Origin of the sequence: Neptuniibacter sp. PT8_73, assembly GCF_047778045.1 — a bacterium.
Lineage (GTDB): Bacteria > Pseudomonadota > Gammaproteobacteria > Pseudomonadales > Balneatricaceae > Neptuniibacter.
In genome coordinates, this window is record NZ_CP180545.1 from 2,076,007 (window position 1) to 2,096,644 (window position 20,638).

The window sequence follows — 20,638 nt, forward strand, 5'->3', positions numbered from 1 at the left end:
AACTATTGCAGATAGCCTTGTTTTTGAGTCATCAGGTATTAAGAGAACATTAGTATTCATGGACACTTCTAGTTTTACAGGCCTAATCAATAATGTTGCCCTACTGCTCGCAATGGGGATCGTTTATGACTCGCTTGGCTTGCAAAACATTCGTCATCACTTACTTAGAGACAGTGTATCCGGTGTATTAGTCGGTCTGCTTGCTATGGCGGTTATGCTAACCCCATGGGAACTAGAACCAGGCGTATTTTTTGATGCACGCTGGGTGTTAATCAGTTTATGTGGCCTATTTTTTGGAATTGTTCCTACCTGTATCGCCGTATTAATGGCTGTAAGCCTTCGAATCTATCAGGGAGGCGCAGGTATTTATGTTGGCTCAGCCGTCATTATCTTCTCAGCCGCCGTAGGCTTATCTTGGCGCCACCTGAGTGACAAATTTAAACAACCCTTAAACTGGTGGCGTTTGTATCTTTTGGGGCTAGTAGTACAAATCGTTGTACTAGGTTTGATTCTGTTCATGCCTGCTGATTTGCGCTTCAAGATCATCGCCGCTATTGCACCAACCATTCTGACGTTCTACCCCATCGGCACTATGCTTCTTGGCCTAATTCTTCGAAGACAACAGGACCGACGAGACGCTGAACGAGAGGTATTGATCAGCCGGCAAAACCTCAACCGTGAACGAGGCCTACTCAAAGGCCTTATTGATGCCTTGCCAGATCATATTTTTATTAAAGATACGCAAGGTAAATACCTCGGCTGTAATACTGCCTTCCAAGATTTCACTGGTAAAAACGAAACAGAAATTACCGGCCGTACTGACTATGATCTTTTTGTAGAAGCGCAAGCAGTTAAAAATGAGCAAGAAGAAAAAAACGTAATAGAACACCTTTCCTCTGACAGCCAGGAACAATGGAGTGATAATCAATCTGGCGAGCGGATATTATTAAACACCCTTAAAATGCCTTTCTGGGATACAGATGGCCAACTACAAGGCTTAGTAGGCATTAGTCGAGATATCACTGAAGAACGCAAAGCCCAAGAACATATCCTGACCCTGTCTCAAGCCATAGAGCAAAGCCCCGTATCTGTTGTGATCACCACATTGGATGGCCAGATAGAGTACGTAAACTCGACATTTGAAAAGGTCACTGGGTACGATAAAGAAGAAGTTCTTGGCCAAAACTCCAGAATATTAAAGTCAGGTCGCACACCGGTCGGTCGCTACGCAGAATTATGGCAGCATCTTATTCAGGGAAAAGCGTGGCGTGGTGAATTCCAAAACCAACGAAAAAACGGAGAGATATTCTGGGAACAAGCCCATATCGCGCCTGTTTATGATGCAGAAGGCAAAACTAAGTATTACTTAGCGGTAAAACAGGATATTACTCAACAGAAAGCACAAGAAGAGAAGATTCTTCACCAAGCACACTTTGATAGCTTAACCAACCTGCCTAACCGTTTTCTTTCTCTTAACCGTTTAGAAACTATGCTCCTTGAAGCGAGAAGAAAGAAGCACTCTGTAGCTGTCCTCTTCCTCGATATGGACGACTTTAAAAAAGTTAACGACACTCTAGGACATGCCACTGGCGATAAAATTCTTGTTGAAGCAGCTAAGCGATTAGAGCAGTCAGTGCGAGATACCGACACCGTAGGCCGTTTGGGTGGAGATGAATTTATTGTCTTGCTCAACCATTTAGAGAGTGCAGAACAAGCACAGCCTATAGCGCAAAATCTAGTTTCTCAATTCCGCAAAGCGCTAAATGTGGACGGCCGAGAGATCATGCTAACCATGAGTGTCGGGATCTCGGTTTACCCGAGTGACGGAACTGATCCTGCAGAACTTCTACGTAATGCCGATTCGGCAATGTATCACTCTAAAGCTCAAGGTCGTAATAGCTATCACTACTTCACCGAAGAGATGAATATAGGTGCCGAACGCCGTTTGCTATTAGAAGAACAATTACACAATGCTCTTCACCGTAAAGAGCTACATGTCCTGTATCAGCCTGTAATCGACCTAAAAACACAACAAATTGTCGGTGCAGAAGCATTGTTACGCTGGAACTCTCCAACATTAGGAAATATACCGCCTTCTGAATTTATTCCCGTTGCCGAAAACACCGGATTAATCGTAAACATTGGTAAGTTTGTTCTTAAGGAAGCGATGCATCAGAGCAGTCACTGGATCAAAACATTGCTGCCGCAATTCCATATTGCCATCAACCTATCACCGCGTCAGTTTAGAGATCCTCAATTGATCGACTACATCACTGAACAGATGACAACACATCAAATTCTCGGCTCTAACTTAGAACTGGAAATTACCGAAGGTGTATTGATGGCACAACATGCGGATATCGATGAGGCGATTGCAAAGCTTAATGAACAAGGCGTCAGCATATCCATGGATGATTTCGGTACTGGATATTCCTCCCTCAGTTATTTGAGAAGTTATCCATTCGATACGCTAAAAATCGATCGTAGCTTTATCAGTGATATCTCTGTCGACCCTGCCGATTTAGAGCTAGTTTACGCCACCATCGACATGGCTCACGGCCTTGGTTTAAGAGTTATTGCTGAAGGGGTAGAAACTCAAGAACAGATGAATTTACTACAGAATAAAAACTGCGATATGGCCCAAGGCTACTATTTTAGTAAACCTGTCACACCCGATGTCTTTGAAACCATGCTAACCAAACAAGTCAAACAACCTTGTAGTTAGTCATTATTCAGCAGGCTGCAACCTTGTCTGCGTCTGCTGAAAAACTTTTCCCACGAGCACAATCATAATCGAGCCAATCAAAACTGGTGTTACCAGAAAGACCCACCCCTGACTGGATAACATAATCAAGATTGGATTTGCCCCCGCGGGCGGATGCGTTGTTTTACTCAACAACATAGCACTCACACCAAGTCCTGTCGCAATGGCTAAAGTCAGCGGATTAACGTCAAATAACTGGCTAAAGAGAATGCCGATAAAGGCAGTTATTAAGTGCCCTAAAATCACATTCTTTGGCTGGGCCAAAGGGCTTTTCGGTACCCCAAATACCAGTACGGCAGTTGCCCCAAAAGGTGCCATCAAAAAAGCAATATCTTTAAATGAGGTTTCAAGAAAGGCTAACAAACCTATGGCAACAGCAGCGCCAAAGCCGGCAAAAATGGATGAAATGATCTGCTTCATATTAACCTCAAAGATGAGTAAGCTTTTTCAGCAAGGAAGTGACTATTTAACCAGTCACCTCCTCTTTACAAGTACCTACAAATAAAGCCTATAGGCTAGGCTCCATTTCAGCCTTGTGGCGGTTAAGTAGAAACTTATTGGAAACGTGATCGACAGAAAGCACACCACCACCGTATATAATGATTTGCGCAAGCACGAGTCCCCAGATGTAATGTAGATACAGTGCCGCTGGTGCAATTTCGACCAAACTAATCACAGCGACTACATTTACAAAAAATAGGCCGAGAGCAGAAAAGCGCGTCAAAATACCAGTGACTAGCAAAACAGGTAAGATCAGCTCGCCCAAAGTGCCTAAATAAGCCGCTAGTTCAAAAGGTAAAAATGGAACCTGATACTCCTCTTCAAATAGAAATAATGTTGTATCCCAATCCTGAATTTTGGTCAGACCGGCATTAAAGAACACCTGCGCTACATACAAGCGAGCAATTAACGACACAAGATCATGAGTTTTAGCCAATTTACCTTCCCCAGCTAAATAACCTTTATAAAACTTACTAACGATAGAAATCATCTCTCAAACCTCTCAAAAACCTTTAATAACTGAATCTCGATTTACTTGATGGCAACCAACCATTGCTGGTTTATCGCCTGTTCAATCCAGTTAACAAAATCAATCTCTTGGTGCTTACCTAATAAGCGCTCAACGCTCATGCCTGCCAGAGCATCTTTAAACCACGCATATTCTTGAGCCGTTAGCGTTTTAATACGCGCGTGATAATCCTGTTGAAATACCAGTGAATAATGAGGAGCCTTATTGCCCACCAGCAAGCGATAAAGCTCACCTTCATCGACCTCAGAGCCCTCTGGCACCTGATGTAAATTCCATAATTCATACACAGGAAAGTGGCTTTCCATTACCTGTAAAGTCGGCGATAGATGAAGTGACACAGCGTCCAAATCACTTTCAGTTAAACTAGAAAGTGTCTCAACTTCTAAATGCGTAACCTTTCCTCTCGCGGCCTGATGTACATGCCACTCCAAGCGGGCGACCTCTGACAGATAGGCATGATCTTCAGCCAAAGGGCTCTCGGCGATAAGCATGGCAAACATGCCACCCCAATCCGCCCAATCACCCGTGTCAGGCAACTCCCGCTTTAGTAACTGCTCGGTAAAAGCGATAATCGTCTCATTACCCACCATTTTATCCAGCACTGGATACTTCAAGGAGATCGCTCTTGCCGCGGTCATCAGAAGATTATTCTGATAAATTTTTAACCCCTGACTGATTCGATCAGTCGCGGTATCGCTTTCATCTTTGGAAAAAATTAACGTCATCAATGCGGCTTGACGACGAACGAGCAAGGTTGAATCAGACAGCATAAGAGAGCCTCCCAGTGTCATAGTGAACCTCCGTGGAGATAGATCTCGCTTTTGCAGCTTGATCAAGCAGTGTGCTCCAAGAAGGCAAATTGTTATCCCATTCGATTAAGGTGGTTACTGCACCAAACAAAGCAACCGCATCGCGATAGAGCAACCAACATTCAGGTGATACTGGCTGACTATGATCATCAATGATCAATTCCCCCTCTTTCACCTTGGAGAAACCTGCCAGATGAATCTCGCCCACAGCATCAGAAGGAACTTCTCGTAACCACTTTCGCGCTACAGTTAATGGTTTTTGATCACTAAAATTTCGCGCATTCACCAGTAAATTGTTGAGATCCACCAGTAAGCCACATCCCGTTTTTTCTACCAGTTCAGATAGAAATTCGGTTTCGCTCATATCCGAGAAATTAAATTCCACATAAGCAGACAAGTTCTCAACAAGAATCTGACGTCCTAGTAGCTGCTGGACCTGATTCACATTATCAACCATTACCTGCAAGCTCTGTTGCGTAAATTCAAGAGGTAGAAGATCCCCAGCATGCACAGATTTTCCATTGATATTGCTCCAAGTGAAGCAAGCGTGGTCAGAGATCAATATGGGGTTAATCTGCTGTGACAGTTGCTTTAAACGTTGCAGATAATCTCCGTTAATACCCACGGCAGAACCTAAACCCATTGAAGTCGAATGCAGACTAATTGGATATTGAAGGGCTATATCACTCAACAACTCAGGTAGCATTCCACCTTCAGCAAAGAAGTTCTCCGCGTGTATCTCCACAAAATCAATGGAAGATGTCCCTAGTAACGCCTCCTTATAGTGAGGATGACGCAACCCGACTCCAATCTTTGATAAACCTCGTTCATCGCTATTATTAGCTGTGCTTAAACTGGACATCTTCTTTCTCCTGATTAAACCTTATGACTTCTGCTGAGCTTCCTGATAACGCTTCTTAGCTTCAGCTTTCAGTAGGCCACCCATATCTTTACAAGTGCCTTTCGCGACTAGCTTCCACTCACCCGGGTCGTTATCCACTTTGGATTGACCCGCACAAGAGTGTGTACCTGCCAAATTGCCGCAATCATTCTGTCCAGCTAGCGCAACGCCGTAACATTTTTCTTTTCCACCAGCATGAGCTGCAGGTACAGTTGCAATCGAAGTCAGAGCAACGGCTAACGCTGCTGTAGCAATACGTTGTTTATTATCCATTTCACTTCTCCAGTTCTTTCTGAATTGATAAATGTTGTGCAACCCACTCATCAAGTTGCTTTAATGGCACCGACCCCACCTGCTGATCCAACGCCTTATCTTTTGCCAAGAGTACTAACGTGGGAACTGCTCTAATCGCGAATTTCGCAGCTAACTCCTGCTGCTGATCTACATCCACTTTTAAAACTTTAAGTTCACCGGCATATCGCTCTGCCAAACTATTAACGACAGGAATCATCTGTTGGCAGGGACCGCACCATTTAGCGCTGAACCAGATCAGCGCTAAAGGTTGCGAGTACTCATGTCCATTTTCTGAAAACGTAAGTCTCGACTCAGGCATAAGAATTAGTCTTCAGCGTTTGCAGCTGCTACAGATAGATCTTCAATACCTGCCCAAATACGATCTGCTGTTTTTAGGTTGCCAGGTACATCTGTAAGCCATTTTGTCTGAACATCTTTGTTCAAGTTCAGATACAGCTTGCCGTTTTCGATATGAAACGCTTGTGGATCAACATCTAGCTTTTTGTTTAAAGCCACACCCATCGCGCAGTAACCGCCATATTGAGGTGCGTATTTGTCGGCATTGGCGTTAAACAAGTCACGGTTTTTGGCACTTGCGAAACGATAGATTGCACCATCATGCGTAGCTGTAAATTTTGCAGAACCCTCAACCGCTTTTTCGTTAGTGAAGTAAGCGACAGGGTCGTAACCATGAATAGCAACATCGTTAGTGCCAATGTTTACAGATGCCGCAAAGCTCATGCTGCTTAGAAGAAGTGCGCCGGCAGCTGTTGCTAGTTTCAAAGTCTTTGTAAATTTCATTTCTTTTTCCTCGGTTAATGGTTTAATGAACACTCAGACATATTGGTAAATATGTTGCGCTGTTCTTGAGATATAGGTTACGGGGAACTACCGAGGGAAAGGCCGCTCTAAATCCAGCAAAAAGAGCCAATCGTCCAAAAAGGAGGTTTTATGGATACACTGAGCAAATTACTGCAGAACCTAGAGATCAATGCCGAGGTTTTTTTCAGTGGTAGCCTCTGCGGTATTACCGGATTTGATGACGATAAGGAATCGGGCTACTTACATTTTCTGGAATCAGGATCGTTAACACTCACGACAGATGAAGATCACAGGATTGAGTTGCATACCGGCGATGTGATTTTTTTCCCCAGCGGAACCAATCACAAACTAACGATAGCCCCTTCTGAAGATGCGAAACTAGTCTGTGCGACTGTTAAGTTACCTCCAGCCCACCAAAAACTCTTAGCCAACTATCTTCCTAAGTTTCTTTGCATCCATATAGAGGAAGCCGGTTCTATTTCGAATACAGCTCATCAAATCTTCGAAGAGGCATTTGCCAAACAGCATGGCAAGCAACTGATGATCGATCGCTTATGTGATGTATTTATGGTGCAGGTACTTCGCTACGTGATAGATAACGGCACAGTCGAATTAGGCTTAATTGCGGCCGACTCCCATCCTCTACTCAGCAAGCTGATGCAACAGATCAAAAAGAAGCCTGAATATGAATGGACCGTTGAAGAGATGGCCGAGAACGCAGCTATGTCTCGCTCGAAGTTTGCCGCGCTCTTCAAAGATACAGTAGGTCAAGCGCCTATGGAGTATGTGACAGGGCTAAGAATGGCGCTAGCGAAAGGTTTACTTAAAAATAATCGCCCCGTGGGGCTCGTCGCCAACCAAGTAGGCTATGAAAATGCGTCCTCCTTGGCCAAAGTCTTTAAAAAGCACTTTGGTGTCACACCTAAGCAATGGGTAAAAAATTATTTAGGCCCAAAATAATCGAGCTGGTATACAAGTTCTGCCTATAATAAATTGGAACTTGTAGTCGCAATTTTGTACCTGAGACGCTATGGATCTTTTAGAAATACTCAATCAACAGCCACAAGGTATTGCAGAGCTAACCTCAGATGAGGGCCGTTATCTCTTCTTAAATCGCAAAGAGATAGAGCTTCGTGGTTTATCTGAAAGTGCTTTAAAAGGTTCATCGATTTTCAATCTATTCAATCAAGAGCAAGCTAAACAGCTACGAGAACTATTTCAGCAATGCTCTAATGCCTCAACCGATCAACCAATCTACTTTCACTATCAAAAAGACGATCTGTATTTCGAAATGCGATTAGTTAAACATGGTGAAAATATCTTAAGTACCCTTTCCGATGTAACCGCACAACAAGAGTTAAAAAACCAATTAGCGCAAAACCAAGAAACCATAAAATGCTTAGATGATGCCGTAAATGGTGCCAACATTGGCTGTTGGGATTTCTATCCACAAGAAGGCAGAATCATTGCTAATAAAACCTGGGTTACTCAGAAGAGATATAAAGATGATGAGTTCAGAGAGGATGATTCGCTCTTCTCTGAGGTAATCGATGGTCTTGAGCGCTGGTCCTCTATCGTTCACCCTGATGATTTAGAGCCTACGGTTGAATTGATTGAAAAGCACCTAAATGGTGAAACCGAAATATACGACGCTAAATTCCGAATGATCTGCGGTGATGGAAAATGGCGCTGGATACATGATGTTGGTCGGGTATTCCTGAGAGATGAAGAAGGCAATGCTATTCGCATGAACGGAGTACATATCGACATTACAGAAGCGCGTACTCTGGAAGAAAAAATTGAAAAGCTCGCGGTTACCGATGCGCTCACCGATCTATTCAACCGCCGTAATTTCCAATATTTATCTCAAGCAGTCCTAGAACGTGCTAGAAGGCAGAAAACCTACTTTTGCCTGCTGATCCTCGATGTTGACCATTTCAAAGCCTATAACGACACATATGGCCATATCAAAGGTGATAATGTTCTAAAAAAGATAAGCCAAGCGCTTAAGGATAATATTCGTCAAGGAGAGGATTACTGCTTCCGTGTTGGTGGGGAAGAGTTTGCCGTTGTCTTCACTCAAGAAAGCAAAGAAGCCGCAGATATTTTTGCTAACCGCATTCGACAAGAAATCGAGAAACTGAAAATTTCCCATAAACAGAACAGTGCTAATCAATTTATCACTGTATCTATGGGATTATCCTGCACACAAAATCTTACCAATAAAACCCAAGTCAGCGATCTCTATAAACGAGCTGATAAGCTTTTATATCAAGCTAAAGAAAATGGCCGTAATCAATTAGTCAGCAAGTCCTGTTAAACGATAACGAAATGTTCTGGACTACTGTTTCACACTTTCTAAAAGCTGTTTACCTGTAATCACGATCATAATCCCGCCTAAAACCACCACTGAGGCGATAACTAAACGCCAAGTAATCTCTTCACGCGCAAAAGCAACACCACCTGCTGCTGCAATCACTGGGACTAGCAACTGTACAACCGCAGCTTGAATGGCTGATAAAGACCCTAAAGCCTGATACCAAATAGCATAACCAATCCCCGAGGCTAAGCCCCCAGACAGAATCGCCAACCAAATGCCTTCTGTAGATAAAGATGCATCATCAAAGCTCAATAACACTAAAATCAATACAAAAGGCAGCGTGCGTAAAAAGTTAGAAGTCGTATCCCCCAAAGGGTTGTTAGAACCTTTCCCCGCTAAGGTATAGAAGCCCCAAGCCACACCAGCCATCGTCATTAGACCAAACCCAACAGCCGAAGGTGTCGCTAAACTAGGGAAGATCAAATAGACAAACCCAGCAAACGCAACGATCGCACCAACCCACTCCATTGAATGGAGTTTATTGCCTTTAAACATGTTAATAAGAATGATAGATATTTGAACCGAGCCAAATAAAACCAAGGCTCCTATGCCTGTTTCTAGAGTGATATAGCCATAAGAGAAAGTGATAGCGTAGGCAAAGAGAAAAAACGCACCTTTCCAACTGCCCTTTGCTACATTGGCTTTTCCTCTATTCATAAAGCTGAATATAGCTAGCAACACAACAATGCCGGAAAGCAAACGAATGGAAGTAAAACTTGCCGCATCAATTGCCTCATCTCCCAGTGCTAAGCGGCATAAAACAGAATTACCGGCAAAAGCAATCAATGCGATTGAGGTGTATATAAAAACTTTAAGGGTCTGCACATCCTTATTCATGATGGATCAAACATCCGCAACTGATAGTCAGACCACCATACCATGGAAATTCACTGGAGCTAGCGATTCCTATAACTTACCCAAAGCTTAAGAACATCATAAAAACTTCCACGGCCACAAAAACAAATGCTATAACATAACAACATATGAATTAGATCGATCTTTGAGGAAAGCATGACAATAACAAAAGAAGAACTCTTAGCTGCGAGTGCTGAAGACTATATGGATGAAAGCCAATTGAAGTTTTTTAAGGAATATTTAGAGCAGCAAAAACAGGAAACCATCGCTCACATCCAAAATGCCCAAGCGCAATTGAATGAGCGCCCTGAGATGAATGACGATGCAGACCGTGCTCAATACGAGGAAGAATCTCGCCTCGCACTCAGAATTGTCGACCGTGAGAGTAAGCTCTTACCAAAATTCGACACCGCCCTAGCGCGAATTCGAAACGGTGAATATGGCTATTGTCTAGAATCTGGCGAAGAGATTGGCATTAAGCGCCTCTTACTAAGGCCTACCGCCGAATACTGCACCGATATAAAAGCGGTCCGTGAATCGAACGAACGCTTATTCCGCGAGTAATATCTCTATTTTTTATCAATACGGTAATTTCAAAATTCGACGGAAAGAATACTAATGATAAATATCATCACATCAACTTACGAAGAATGGCACCACTGCATCACCGAAACATGCGGCATCCCTCTTACAAAGTCTTATTTTGAACAACGCAAAGCGACTTTAGCTTGGTTTAACAAAGCTTTTCAGGAAGTTAGTTATTAATTGTTTAAAGAACGACCTAAGTAAAATTATGAGCGGGTCTTACGATCGCATACCTATGTAAAACGTATGTGAATGTCTATAAGACCTGCTTCATCTACTTTAATATTTAGATTGTGATCTTGTTTCTCTCATACTTTGAATTTAGAAACCATAGCCTGCAATTGTTTTGATATATCACTAACTTGATCATTAGCACCAGCAGATTGTTTTGCTCCAGCCGCTGTTTGTTCAAAGCCAGCACTAATACTTTCTAGATCTCTGGCAATATCATCAGCAACCGCAGACTGCTGCTCTACTGCGCCGGCTACTTGGATATTCATCTCACTAATCGAATTAATCGCATTATGGATGCGCTCTAGCGCCTGCGCCGTTTCTTCGGATTGCGCCACAGTTTGTTGTGATTGCGAGTAACTGGTTTCAATCGCTTTTACTGTATCCGCTGTACCTGATTGTAAGCGCTGTATGATCTCTTGAATCTCTGTAGTAGATGATTGAGTTCTTTGTGCCAAGGTTCTAACTTCATCCGCTACAACTGCGAATCCTCGACCTTGCTCGCCCGCTCGCGCTGCCTCAATTGCAGCGTTCAGCGCTAGTAAGTTGGTTTGCTCAGAGATATTCTGAATGACCCCAATTACCACTTCGATATCCGAACTACTTTGCTCAAGGGTTTTGATAAATTCCACGGTTGTTTCAAGGTTCGTTGCAAGATCACCTATCTCCTCCAACGTTTTACTGATGGTCTGCTTACCTCTTTCCACCTCAGATAAACCCTCATTAGATTGGGTAGCCGAATCTGTCGCATGACGTACCACTTCTTGGATACTCATCGCCATCTCATTTACAGCAGCGGCAATCGATGAGGTTTTGGTTTGTTGTTGATCAATAATATGCGAGGTTTGTTCTGATATCTGACTGGCTGAATCTGCATTTACAGATAAGTCTTTACTGGTACTGATGATATTGCCAATAAGAGATTTCAGCATTTGTGACATTTCACTGACAGACCGGTATATGCCTGTATCACTACTCGACACCTGTAGATTCTGAGAAAGATCACCCGCTGAAATATTTTGAGTGATAGCAGCAATCTCCGCAGGCTCACCACCAATAGGTTTCCGAATTATTTTAGCGATCACATAAGACAGAACCACACCGACAATCACTGAAAAGATCGAAAGCACTACAATCATTAATACAGTATTTTCTGCAAGCGCCTGTATCTGTGGCCCTAATGCATCTTGATCCTTCTTAACGGACAATTTTACGTTTTCTAAGTCTTTGGCAATGATGGGCCCAATTTTATTTAAAGTGCCATTAATCAAGCCATTTCGCTCTTCGATGATCTCAACCACTTTTGCAAAGGTGGTGATATATTGCTCGTGCTGTTCTTTAAATATCCGCAATGATTCTCTGCGATTTGGGTTTTGTAGATTTTCATCTAGATCCTCAACAAAAGGTGCGATTTTCTCCTGAAGCTCCTGCTTAGCCCTCTCCTCATCCGCTTTTGAATTAGTGATCAGATACTTAGATACATACAAACGACCCAGCAATAGATGCTCTTGAACTTGTGCACCGTAGTAAGCAGCAGTGGCATCACTATCAGCATAAGCAGAGGTGATAATACTCGACATCTGTTGCCGCATAGCCAGACCAGAAGGGTCTAACTGATTTTTAACCAATTTATTTCGTGCTCTAAAGAGCTCGACTACTTTAGTAAAACCATCTTTGTATTTAGTCAGATTTTGTGCAGATTTAGCTACTAACTCAGCACGTTCTGGCTTTTGAATCTCGACTTTAGCCTCTGCCATAAAGGTTTCAACTTTGGCTAACCGCTCATCGTACTGTTTGATCGATTCTTCACTTCGTTCGTTGAGAAATTTTAAAACGCCTAATCGAACCATCAGCATATTGGCCTGTAAACGACCTGCTAAGTTCGTATCTCTAGCCAATCCTCGATATTCGACTACACCGTTATAGACACTACTCACGCCCACCCAAGACGCGATCGAGATAACTGCAAGGAGAATAATAATCGATGAAAAGCCCGCACTAATCTGAGCGGTTAGTTTAAGTTTCTGAAACATATTACAACTCGCTTCATGAGACTCTTCCCTAAGACTCGTGCTTATTTGTTTAAGGTTTAAACATCAGTGTAGTTCAGAAAATCTTAATGCAAGGGGGATTTTTAAGAGGTGATATATATGAAAAGTGCCACGAACCGTATTTAAAAAGAACAAATACAGCCAAAACGAGAGCGTTAAAACTACTTATTAAAACCAATAGTTTTAGCCTGATATACATAACAGGCAAATATTAATGGTTACCAATAATCTGGATTATTAAAGGCCTCAACACAGCCTAATTTCCCATTTGAGGGCTCAATATCTCGATCAGTACACATCTGTGCGAGCCATCCTATTGGCTGACTCAACGGATAAGGCGGCTCGATTAATTCAGTGCTAACTTGCTTAAATCCAGTTTTGGAATAGAAAGCCGGATCGCCATAAGTAACCACCAGCTCTACACCTAGTTTTTTTAAGCGCTCTAATCCAAATCGAATAAGCTTTTGGCCAATACCTTTTCCTTGGCACCCGCCATGAACAGCCACAGGAGACAACATAAATCCAAGAGTTTGATTCGGGAGAGCTAAACGACTGAAGAATATAGCGCCAACTAAATTGCCATTTTCATGTGCACAAAAGCCATGAAGATCGTTTTCCGGCGTTTCATTTACCAACTTGGTTACCAACTGCCTTAGTAACCGCCCTTCTTCCTCACCAGCAGACGCTGTAAAAACTTCTTCGAATAGGTCTATAACTTGATGAGCATTGCTGTGATTAATTATTGAAAATTCGATAGTCATCTAACACACACATTTTTTAGCCAGCTATTCCAATCAAATTCGCAAACACAATAAAGCTAATGATAGCCAAAAAACCAACGACAATTACATATTCAGGTTTAGAGTTAGGTTTCGGATATCTAGCGATGGTTATAAGTTTCAATACACACCAGCCAATTGACCAACAAACGGTGTAAAAACAAAACTCCACTACGACCCAAATCAGAATACGAACAATACCACCTAATATTAAAACCAAGGCCTCTTCCATGATCACACAAGCTCCCTGCTATATTATTAGCTTATGTAATCACATGTAGCTAGATTAAAAACCTCAATGTTTTTATCTAAGACTCACAGCTTTATCGACCTGATATTAATGCGACTAAGCCTACAATTAACTACAACCGCCCCGCTTTTATCGCCAGATGAATGCAATACTTAGCGACCACCTTATGAAATGGTTTGATCAGAGCCAGGGAAACGGCTAATGGGTGACCCCGTTTGTGTTCATGTGAAGATTTGACTACTCATCATACGGTGTAAAATTGATTCCATAGCCAAACGGATTATCTTTTGGGGGTTCTTCAGGATCAGTTTCATATATTTCAATTTTACCCGTTGCTTCGAAACCGATTTGTCCTCCGATTACTCTGAGCATATCAGCGGATTCATCCGCGTCAGTTGCCCACGTTTTAATTGCCATTATTGCTGGGCCTTTTTGACACTGAAAGCCGTCAACTAGCTCGCCAACCACCCCATCACCGATAGCAGTAAAGTGTTTATATGGTGTTGTTTCTTTTCCATACCTAAGCTTTAGCTTCCAATTCCTTTCGTCTTCCACGGGATTCCCTCTTGTAAAACTTAACGCCGCATTAAGGTGTGAACAACGCGACCACGAAACTCAACCTTACCACCGTAAACACTGAACTCAACGTTGGAATGAAAAATGCCAAGCGTTGAGAATCACTCTTAAATGCTTTGTTAGCCTTCCTCTTCCCATGTCGAACGTATTGCCCATTGTGAACTCTCATTTAACCCAAAATCCTGCTTTAGATGTAAACGCCGGAGGTATTCTGGTGTAATGCATTGCTCTAACTTATGTCCAAAGTCAGGGTCACCGCATAGATAACGATAAACCTCTGATTCAAATCCATGGTGAGTAGCATTTAAAATTATTTGTATATTCATAGTGGCTATACGAGATGAAAAACCTAAGATGTTCAAAATAAGATTCTTCGTCTTTGGGTTAAAACATTCGTGGCTATATTCTGGGTTATCTACTATTGGAAAAACTCCATGTGCTATGTGGTTTCTAATATTTCTTACAAGCGAAAGACCAAATGAAGGTTTTCCATTGTTTTCCAACTGAATGTCAAAGCTATTATCGAACCTTTTTTGATATTCCTTAACTTGAGCTAGGTAACCGTCGACTTTGTGACCATAGTGCAACGGGACTTCCAAATCACGATAAACTTCATCAAGTAACCATGCAGCTTGAGCTGAATAATTCCTTTTTCGTTCGAGTGAGTTATTCTTTAGTTGAGCCCGAGCATAATGGAACTCATATTGTGAATTAGTAAAACGGTACGTCTCCTCAAGCGCATTTGAAATGAACAAGAAGCGCGTGAGCGGTGTAATGATTGAACTGTTATGATAGGCATCAGAATCTAGCTCATCTCCAGCTGACTCACACCAATAATGCGCTTCTTCATAACGAAATGGGTTCAGTTGAACATTATCCAACTGACTAGCTAATTTTAACCACTTAGCAATACTTTCGGTATGAGCCTCTGTTTCTTGTTTTAGTTCTTTCTTTGAAAGCTTAAACACATCTGACTTATTTCTCAGTAGATCGCAAAACATATACAGTTCATGTAGATGTAATGGCAGCTCACGAAATTCAGAACATTTCTCACATTTCATCATTATTCCCAAATGTTGAAGATATTGCTAGAAGGCTAACATTTGTATATACGGGGGTCCGTATATCTACCCTAACCGTATTTGTTTAATAACAGATGTAAGGAATTGAAAAGGAAGGATTAATTCTGAAGTGCTAAAGATTCTTCCGTGACAAACCGCGCATGCGCTATATCAATTGATATACGGGGGTCCGTGTATCTACCCCAGCTAGACTTCCATCTGTCTGATTTGTTTACTTTTTTAACTTAATCTTGGTATCAAAACAAGCAAGACGAACCTAGATAATTAACTAATTCGGTCACTTAATTTGCCCAATGATAAATATACTGTATATTTATACATATATTACATGGAGGTAATTGGTATGGCTCAGAGCCCTTTTCTTAATAAAGTCCGAAGGGAAATTCGGTTACGAGGCTACAGCATTCGTACCGAGAAAACTTACATTTACTGGATTAAGCAATTTATCTATTTCCATAAGAAGAAACATCCTGAGGCCATGGGCGCAGAAGAGGTAAAGAGCTATCTATCAAGTATGGCGGAAAACCGATCTGTAGCGATTAATACTCAAAAAGTTGCTTTGAACGCTCTCGTTTTTCTTTATCACAAGGTGCTTAATCGCCCCTTAGGCGATCTTAATTTCCGCTATGCGACTAAGCAACGTCACTTACCTACCGTTTTAACACCCGCTGAAGTTCAAAAAGTCATTTCATGCACTTCGGGTCGAAATCAAACTGTTTTCAAGCTCTTGTATGGCAGCGGACTTAGATTAAATGAATGTTTGAGATTAAGAATTCAGGACGTGGATTTAGAGCAGAATGCATTAACCGTTCGAGATGGAAAAGGAAACAAAGATAGAAAAACCTTACTCAGCCCATCATTAAAGCCTGAACTTATAAAACTGATTGATACAGCCAAGAGTATTCAGCTAAAAGATAATGAGCGTGGTATTGGCCCTTCTATGCCACATGGGCTAAATAAAAAATATCCGAATGGCTTTAGGCAACATAAATGGATGTATCTGTTTCCTTCCACCAGCATCTGCTGCTATCCGGATTCTAATGATCGATGCCGTCATCATCTACATGACACGGTAATAGGCAAAGCATTACGACAAGCAGTAATAGAATCTGGTATTACGGACAAAAGGATTACTTGCCATACATTCAGACATTCTTTTGCAACGCACTTATTACAAGAAGGCAGAGACATTCGTACGGTCCAAGAGCTGCTCGGTCACAACGACGTTAAAACGACTCAGATTTATACCCATGTGCTGGGCCTGCATTACGCGGGCACTAACAGTCCCTTAGAACGGCTTAATTTTGAGTAAATCGACAATCAGCCTTTGATATTAAAAACACGCCATAAGGCGTGTTGAATAATTGCTTTACTCTCTTTTCATACAAACTTCAAAACGAAGCCGACATATAGTCATCCATTTTTATAATGTTGAAAGTACTTCCCATTCTTTCAACATGAAAGACCCTTTGGTCGAATCCGGCTTTTCTATCATTTAGCGGTAAGGGTTCATATTTATAACGAACATGGGCTTTAAAACGCTCACCCTGCCCTTCAAGACGTACTTTTTCAATATAAGCAATCTTAAACTGACCAGCCCACATTCCTTCGTGATCGTAATGATGCGTAATAAGGCGCTTTAATCGATCCATATTAAAACGCTTTTCTTTCACTACCTTTTTGGCTGTAGCTGCGTTGCAGGCCCAAACATGGTTACCACAGTATTCGCCGCCTGAACGTTTAAGGCACTCATTCAGTGCTATGTTGTTTGCACCTTGCTTGTTAGCTGCCTTACCCCAACCATAAGCAGTGCCGACGTCACCGCTAATGGTTCGGTAAGCACCACATCGGTTCACGCCTGATAACTCCAGGACAACGGAGCAACTACCCCCACGACTATTACATTCACTTAAAGCTCGAGTGTTCGCTTGAGATTGTGAACTATAGTCATGGGACCAACCAAAATAGAATCCATTATTTCTGTCCACGGCTAAGGCACCGAATTTACCATCAGCCATTGCCGAGGTTGATAACAATGGAACTGCGATCATCGCGATGAGTGACTTGTTCATTGTGACTTATCCTTATCTATCAATTACTTCTAACCATGCATGGAGCTTCATTGCCTATGCTTAGCTTAAACAATAAAACAACTAGCCCAGAGTCAGGCTTTCATTATGCAGACCAAAAAAAACACGCTCCAAAAGCGTGTTTTTCTTAATCAATTTGAGATCAGATCTCAGTTTTTCCGCCCATATATGACTGTAGGGCTTCTGGAATTTGGATCTTACCGTCTGCAGTTTGGTAGTTTTCCATAACTGCTAGTAATGTACGACCTACTGCTAGACCAGAACCGTTTAGTGTGTGTAGAAGTTCAGGCTTGCCTGTTTCTGGATTTCTCCAACGCGCTTTTAGACGACGCGCTTGGAAGTCGGTCATGTTAGAAACAGAGGAGATCTCTCGGTACTTATCCTGACCTGGTAACCATACTTCGATGTCGTATGTTTTCGCAGAGCTAAAGCCTAGATCACCACCACATAGTGTTACTACACGGTATGGAAGGTTTAGTTTCTGTAGGATGGCTTCAGCATGACGGATCATATCTTCTAGCGCATCCCAGGATTTAGATGGTTCAACGATCTGTACCATTTCAACTTTTTCGAACTGGTGCTGACGGATCATACCGCGTGTATCACGACCAGATGAACCCGCTTCAGAACGGAAACAAGGCGTGTGCGCTGTGTACTTCATTGGCAGCTGAGCGGCATCAACGATTTCGTCCCGAACGATGTTTGTTACTGGTACTTCTGCAGTTGGGATCAGGTAGTACTGGCGGTCACCGAACGGTACTTTAAACAGATCTTCACCAAACTTAGGTAGCTGACCGGTACCACGAAGGCTGTCTTCGTTAACCATGTACGGTACGTAAGTTTCTGTGTAACCGTGTTCTTCAATCTGTGTATCAAGCATGAACTGGATAAGCGCACGGTGAAGACGTGCCAATTTGCCCGTCATTACAGAGAAACGAGAACCGGTCAGTTTAGCAGCCGTTTCAAAATCTAGCTCGCCGCTCTTTTCGCCAAGCGCAACGTGATCTTGTGGTTCGAAGTCGAATTCACGCGGTGTACCCCAACGGCGTACTTCTACGTTATCTTCTTCGTCGGCACCTTCTGGTACTTCATCGCTAGGGATGTTTGGTACGCCAGAAAGTAGCTCGTCTAGGTTGTCTTGCAGGCTGTTTAGCTCAGCTTTAGCTGCATCTAGCTTGTTACCGAGATCAGCAACTTCTGCTAGCAATGGCTGGATATCTTCACCAGCAGCTTTTGCTTTACCAATGCCTTTCGATCGTGTGTTTCGCTCGCTCTGTAGGTTCTCAGTTTCAACCTGAAGCTGTTTACGCTGGTTTTCCAGCTCAACAAACTGATCAACCGGGAATTCAAAACCTTTTTTCTTCAGCAGCTGTGCTACTTCTTCCGGGTTAGCACGGACAATTTTTGCGTCGAGCATGAGCTTTTAAAACACCTATGTATAAAGATTAGAACAAGCGTGTAAACCAAAGGCCGCCATACATGGCAACCAAACACAGTAGAACGCTTAATAATATATAAATCGCAGCCGACATCATATGCCCTTGCTGCAGCATTGCGACAGTTTCTAACGAAAAAGTAGAAAAAGTTGTGAATGCGCCCATGAAACCAACCATTAATAGCGGTCGCATCTCTGGACTGAGTTTGGATTTTTCTAGAATTAGAACGAATAACACGCCCATCAAAAAGGAGCCAACCACATTACAAGTTAGCGTGCCGTAAGGGATACGATGCTCAGCATTATTCAGTAAGCTACTTACCCAATAACGACCTAATGCACCCGTTGCACCACCTATGGCAATTGCGATGAGATTTAACATCCCTTAATCCTTTCCCTGCGGTTATTCGTCTGAATAGCGTTTGAGTGGGCTTTGTTGATCGAGCTGTTTGAGGTGACGTAATTTTTCACCAATTTTCAGCTCTAAGCCTCTTTCTTGAGGATGATACCATTGCTGATCAGCAATTTCTGGCGGTAAATAAGATTCTCCGGCAGCATAAGAATCGGGTTCATTATGCGCGTAGCGATATTCATCCCCGTAGCCCATCTCTTTCATCAAACTTGTAGGCGCATTTCGAAGATGAACCGGCACTTCATAGTCTTGCTGTGCTTTTACATCTGCCATGCATTGATTGAAAGCCTGATAAACGGCATTACTCTTTGGCGCAGAAGCACAATAGATAGCGGCTTGCGCTATTGCCCTTTCACCTTCGGCAGGCCCAACACGATCAAATGCGTCCCATGCTGATAAGGCAACTTGCATAGCGCGTGGATCAGCATTACCAATATCTTCGGAGGCAATCGCCACTAGCCGTCTTGCGATATATAAAGGGTCACAACCACCATCCAGCATCCGGCAATACCAATACAAAGCCCCATCTGGGGATGAGCCTCTTACTGATTTATGAAATGCAGAGATTTGATCGTAAAAGATATCGCCCTGTTTATCGTAACGACGACCCGTAGAACGCAATACTTCAGCAAGAACCTCTTCATTAATCAGTTCAGTTCCATCCGCCTGTGTTTCGGCTAGATCCGTTGCAATCTCTAACAGGTTTAGGGAACGTCTGGCATCACCGTCCGCAGCTTGCGCTAAACGCGCTAACATATCGTCGGTAATCTGGAAGTTTCTGCTACCCAGCCCTTTTTCGCTGTCGTGAATTGCGCGGTGAAGAACCTCTAGAATCTCGCTTTCTTGGAGGGACTTTAAGGTGTACACCCTCGCACGCGAAAGTAAGGCGTTGTTCAACTCAAAAGATGGGTTTTCTGTGGTTGCGCCCACAAAGATGATGGTGCCGTCCTCTACATAAGGTAGAAAGGCATCCTGCTGGGATTTGTTAAAGCGGTGAACCTCATCCACAAAGAGGATCGTTTTCCGGCCACTTTGCATCGAATGCTGCTTTGCTTGCTCTACCGCGATGCGAATATCTTTTACGCCCGATAAAACAGCAGAAAGCGTAATAAAGTGCGCATCAACATGGTGAGCAATCAATTTTGCGAGCGTTGTTTTCCCTACACCTGGCGGCCCCCAGAACACCATAGAATGAGCAACGCCCTGTTCTAATGTAGTACGCAGTGGTTTGTCTGGCCCTAATAGGTGGGACTGACCAATATATTCGGTCAGTGTTCTTGGACGCATACGAG

General features: G+C 42.8%; 22 protein-coding genes. 5 read left to right on the forward strand and 17 right to left on the reverse strand.

All coding sequences use genetic code 11. The annotated features are described in order from the left end of the window. Window positions 1–58 precede the first annotated feature (58 nt). On the forward strand, window positions 59–2,725 hold the full coding sequence (locus ACMXYN_RS09255) for an EAL domain-containing protein (RefSeq protein ID WP_415891559.1): 2,667 nt from the start codon (window positions 59–61) through the stop codon (window positions 2,723–2,725). A gap of 3 nt (window positions 2,726–2,728) precedes the next feature. On the opposite strand, the gene ACMXYN_RS09260 is transcribed toward ACMXYN_RS09255, so the two are convergent. The 7 genes from ACMXYN_RS09260 to ACMXYN_RS09290 form a co-directional block, all read right to left on the reverse strand. After that, window positions 2,729–3,184 carry an HPP family protein gene (locus tag ACMXYN_RS09260; protein WP_415891560.1) on the reverse strand — a complete coding sequence of 152 codons (456 nt, stop codon included), beginning with the start codon at window positions 3,182–3,184 and terminating at the stop codon, window positions 2,729–2,731. 88 nt (window positions 3,185–3,272) lie between these two features. After that, the gene (locus ACMXYN_RS09265) at window positions 3,273–3,755 is read right to left on the reverse strand and encodes a DoxX family protein (protein WP_415891561.1); all 483 of its coding nucleotides are present in this window, start codon (window positions 3,753–3,755) and stop codon (window positions 3,273–3,275) included. A gap of 41 nt (window positions 3,756–3,796) precedes the next feature. Further along, the gene (locus ACMXYN_RS09270) at window positions 3,797–4,564 is read right to left on the reverse strand and encodes a putative DNA-binding domain-containing protein (protein WP_415891562.1); all 768 of its coding nucleotides are present in this window, start codon (window positions 4,562–4,564) and stop codon (window positions 3,797–3,799) included. Then, window positions 4,554–5,465 (reverse strand): DUF692 domain-containing protein, encoded by a 912-nt coding sequence (locus tag ACMXYN_RS09275; protein WP_415891563.1) that lies wholly within the window; start codon window positions 5,463–5,465, stop codon window positions 4,554–4,556. Before ACMXYN_RS09275 ends, ACMXYN_RS09270 begins: the two co-directional genes overlap by 11 nt. A 21-nt stretch (window positions 5,466–5,486) precedes the next feature. Then, the gene (locus tag ACMXYN_RS09280; RefSeq protein ID WP_415891564.1) at window positions 5,487–5,777 is read right to left on the reverse strand and encodes a DUF2282 domain-containing protein; all 291 of its coding nucleotides are present in this window, start codon (window positions 5,775–5,777) and stop codon (window positions 5,487–5,489) included. Between the two features lies 1 nt (window position 5,778). Next, window positions 5,779–6,117 (reverse strand): thioredoxin family protein, encoded by a 339-nt coding sequence (locus ACMXYN_RS09285; protein ID WP_415887322.1) that lies wholly within the window; start codon window positions 6,115–6,117, stop codon window positions 5,779–5,781. Window positions 6,118–6,122: 5 nt separating this feature from the next. Continuing rightward, on the reverse strand, window positions 6,123–6,599 hold the full coding sequence (locus tag ACMXYN_RS09290) for a YHS domain-containing (seleno)protein (RefSeq protein WP_415891565.1): 477 nt from the start codon (window positions 6,597–6,599) through the stop codon (window positions 6,123–6,125). A 150-nt stretch (window positions 6,600–6,749) separates the two neighbouring features. Here ACMXYN_RS09290 and ACMXYN_RS09295 point away from each other — a divergent pair, with 150 nt between their 5' ends. Next, complete coding sequence (locus ACMXYN_RS09295; RefSeq protein WP_415891566.1) at window positions 6,750–7,580, forward strand: AraC family transcriptional regulator; 831 nt, start codon at window positions 6,750–6,752, stop codon at window positions 7,578–7,580. A 70-nt stretch (window positions 7,581–7,650) separates the two neighbouring features. Then, on the forward strand, window positions 7,651–8,940 hold the full coding sequence (locus ACMXYN_RS09300) for a diguanylate cyclase (protein ID WP_415891567.1): 1,290 nt from the start codon (window positions 7,651–7,653) through the stop codon (window positions 8,938–8,940). 21 nt (window positions 8,941–8,961) lie between these two features. Here the strand turns inward: ACMXYN_RS09300 and ACMXYN_RS09305 are convergent, their stop codons facing one another. Beyond that, window positions 8,962–9,837: a DMT family transporter gene (locus tag ACMXYN_RS09305; RefSeq protein WP_415891568.1), complete on the reverse strand. Its 876-nt coding sequence runs from the start codon at window positions 9,835–9,837 to the stop codon at window positions 8,962–8,964. 174 nt (window positions 9,838–10,011) lie between these two features. On the opposite strand from ACMXYN_RS09305, the gene dksA reads away from it, so the two are divergent. Continuing rightward, on the forward strand, window positions 10,012–10,419 hold the full coding sequence (gene dksA / locus ACMXYN_RS09310) for an RNA polymerase-binding protein DksA (protein ID WP_415891569.1): 408 nt from the start codon (window positions 10,012–10,014) through the stop codon (window positions 10,417–10,419). A 329-nt stretch (window positions 10,420–10,748) separates the two neighbouring features. Here dksA and ACMXYN_RS09315 read toward each other — a convergent pair whose 3' ends face one another. The 5 genes from ACMXYN_RS09315 to ACMXYN_RS09335 form a co-directional block, all read right to left on the reverse strand. Further along, a complete protein-coding gene (locus ACMXYN_RS09315) occupies window positions 10,749–12,704 on the reverse strand; it encodes a methyl-accepting chemotaxis protein (RefSeq protein WP_415891570.1) in 1,956 nt (651 codons plus the stop codon). Between the two features lie 236 nt (window positions 12,705–12,940). Then, the gene (locus ACMXYN_RS09320; RefSeq protein WP_415891571.1) at window positions 12,941–13,483 is read right to left on the reverse strand and encodes a GNAT family N-acetyltransferase; all 543 of its coding nucleotides are present in this window, start codon (window positions 13,481–13,483) and stop codon (window positions 12,941–12,943) included. A 16-nt stretch (window positions 13,484–13,499) separates the two neighbouring features. After that, a complete protein-coding gene (locus ACMXYN_RS09325; protein ID WP_415891572.1) occupies window positions 13,500–13,739 on the reverse strand; it encodes a hypothetical protein in 240 nt (79 codons plus the stop codon). 249 nt (window positions 13,740–13,988) lie between these two features. Then, window positions 13,989–14,306, reverse strand: coding sequence for a hypothetical protein (locus tag ACMXYN_RS09330; RefSeq protein WP_415891573.1), 318 nt, complete (start codon window positions 14,304–14,306; stop codon window positions 13,989–13,991). Window positions 14,307–14,446: 140 nt separating this feature from the next. Continuing rightward, a complete protein-coding gene (locus ACMXYN_RS09335; protein WP_415891574.1) occupies window positions 14,447–15,328 on the reverse strand; it encodes a hypothetical protein in 882 nt (293 codons plus the stop codon). A 424-nt stretch (window positions 15,329–15,752) separates the two neighbouring features. Between ACMXYN_RS09335 and ACMXYN_RS09340 the strand changes: the two genes are divergently transcribed. Continuing rightward, window positions 15,753–16,721 carry an integron integrase gene (locus ACMXYN_RS09340; RefSeq protein WP_415891575.1) on the forward strand — a complete coding sequence of 323 codons (969 nt, stop codon included), beginning with the start codon at window positions 15,753–15,755 and terminating at the stop codon, window positions 16,719–16,721. 79 nt (window positions 16,722–16,800) lie between these two features. Here the strand turns inward: ACMXYN_RS09340 and ACMXYN_RS09345 are convergent, their stop codons facing one another. From ACMXYN_RS09345 to ACMXYN_RS09360, 4 genes are all read right to left on the reverse strand, one after another. Next, complete coding sequence (locus tag ACMXYN_RS09345; RefSeq protein WP_415891576.1) at window positions 16,801–17,481, reverse strand: DUF4189 domain-containing protein; 681 nt, start codon at window positions 17,479–17,481, stop codon at window positions 16,801–16,803. Window positions 17,482–17,641: 160 nt separating this feature from the next. Then, the gene (gene serS, locus ACMXYN_RS09350) at window positions 17,642–18,916 is read right to left on the reverse strand and encodes a serine--tRNA ligase (protein ID WP_415891577.1); all 1,275 of its coding nucleotides are present in this window, start codon (window positions 18,914–18,916) and stop codon (window positions 17,642–17,644) included. A gap of 28 nt (window positions 18,917–18,944) precedes the next feature. Next, window positions 18,945–19,316 carry a fluoride efflux transporter CrcB gene (gene crcB, locus ACMXYN_RS09355; protein WP_415884872.1) on the reverse strand — a complete coding sequence of 124 codons (372 nt, stop codon included), beginning with the start codon at window positions 19,314–19,316 and terminating at the stop codon, window positions 18,945–18,947. Window positions 19,317–19,337: 21 nt separating this feature from the next. Further along, on the reverse strand, window positions 19,338–20,633 hold the full coding sequence (locus tag ACMXYN_RS09360) for a replication-associated recombination protein A (protein WP_415894478.1): 1,296 nt from the start codon (window positions 20,631–20,633) through the stop codon (window positions 19,338–19,340). Window positions 20,634–20,638: the final 5 nt, after the last annotated feature.

Coding starts and splice junctions, on each gene's coding strand:
- ACMXYN_RS09255 (WP_415891559.1), top strand. CDS start 59: ATGGACACTTCTAGTTTTACAGGCCTAATCAATAATGTTGCCCTACTG.
- ACMXYN_RS09260 (WP_415891560.1), bottom strand. CDS start 3,184: ATGAAGCAGATCATTTCATCCATTTTTGCCGGCTTTGGCGCTGCTGTT.
- ACMXYN_RS09265 (WP_415891561.1), bottom strand. CDS start 3,755: ATGATTTCTATCGTTAGTAAGTTTTATAAAGGTTATTTAGCTGGGGAA.
- ACMXYN_RS09270 (WP_415891562.1), bottom strand. CDS start 4,564: ATGCTGTCTGATTCAACCTTGCTCGTTCGTCGTCAAGCCGCATTGATG.
- ACMXYN_RS09275 (WP_415891563.1), bottom strand. CDS start 5,465: ATGTCCAGTTTAAGCACAGCTAATAATAGCGATGAACGAGGTTTATCA.
- ACMXYN_RS09280 (WP_415891564.1), bottom strand. CDS start 5,777: ATGGATAATAAACAACGTATTGCTACAGCAGCGTTAGCCGTTGCTCTG.
- ACMXYN_RS09285 (WP_415887322.1), bottom strand. CDS start 6,117: ATGCCTGAGTCGAGACTTACGTTTTCAGAAAATGGACATGAGTACTCG.
- ACMXYN_RS09290 (WP_415891565.1), bottom strand. CDS start 6,599: ATGAAATTTACAAAGACTTTGAAACTAGCAACAGCTGCCGGCGCACTT.
- ACMXYN_RS09295 (WP_415891566.1), top strand. CDS start 6,750: ATGGATACACTGAGCAAATTACTGCAGAACCTAGAGATCAATGCCGAG.
- ACMXYN_RS09300 (WP_415891567.1), top strand. CDS start 7,651: ATGGATCTTTTAGAAATACTCAATCAACAGCCACAAGGTATTGCAGAG.
- ACMXYN_RS09305 (WP_415891568.1), bottom strand. CDS start 9,837: ATGAATAAGGATGTGCAGACCCTTAAAGTTTTTATATACACCTCAATC.
- dksA (WP_415891569.1), top strand. CDS start 10,012: ATGACAATAACAAAAGAAGAACTCTTAGCTGCGAGTGCTGAAGACTAT.
- ACMXYN_RS09315 (WP_415891570.1), bottom strand. CDS start 12,704: ATGTTTCAGAAACTTAAACTAACCGCTCAGATTAGTGCGGGCTTTTCA.
- ACMXYN_RS09320 (WP_415891571.1), bottom strand. CDS start 13,483: ATGACTATCGAATTTTCAATAATTAATCACAGCAATGCTCATCAAGTT.
- ACMXYN_RS09335 (WP_415891574.1), bottom strand. CDS start 15,328: ATGTTTTGCGATCTACTGAGAAATAAGTCAGATGTGTTTAAGCTTTCA.
- ACMXYN_RS09340 (WP_415891575.1), top strand. CDS start 15,753: ATGGCTCAGAGCCCTTTTCTTAATAAAGTCCGAAGGGAAATTCGGTTA.
- ACMXYN_RS09345 (WP_415891576.1), bottom strand. CDS start 17,481: ATGAACAAGTCACTCATCGCGATGATCGCAGTTCCATTGTTATCAACC.
- serS (WP_415891577.1), bottom strand. CDS start 18,916: ATGCTCGACGCAAAAATTGTCCGTGCTAACCCGGAAGAAGTAGCACAG.
- crcB (WP_415884872.1), bottom strand. CDS start 19,316: ATGTTAAATCTCATCGCAATTGCCATAGGTGGTGCAACGGGTGCATTA.
- ACMXYN_RS09360 (WP_415894478.1), bottom strand. CDS start 20,633: ATGCGTCCAAGAACACTGACCGAATATATTGGTCAGTCCCACCTATTA.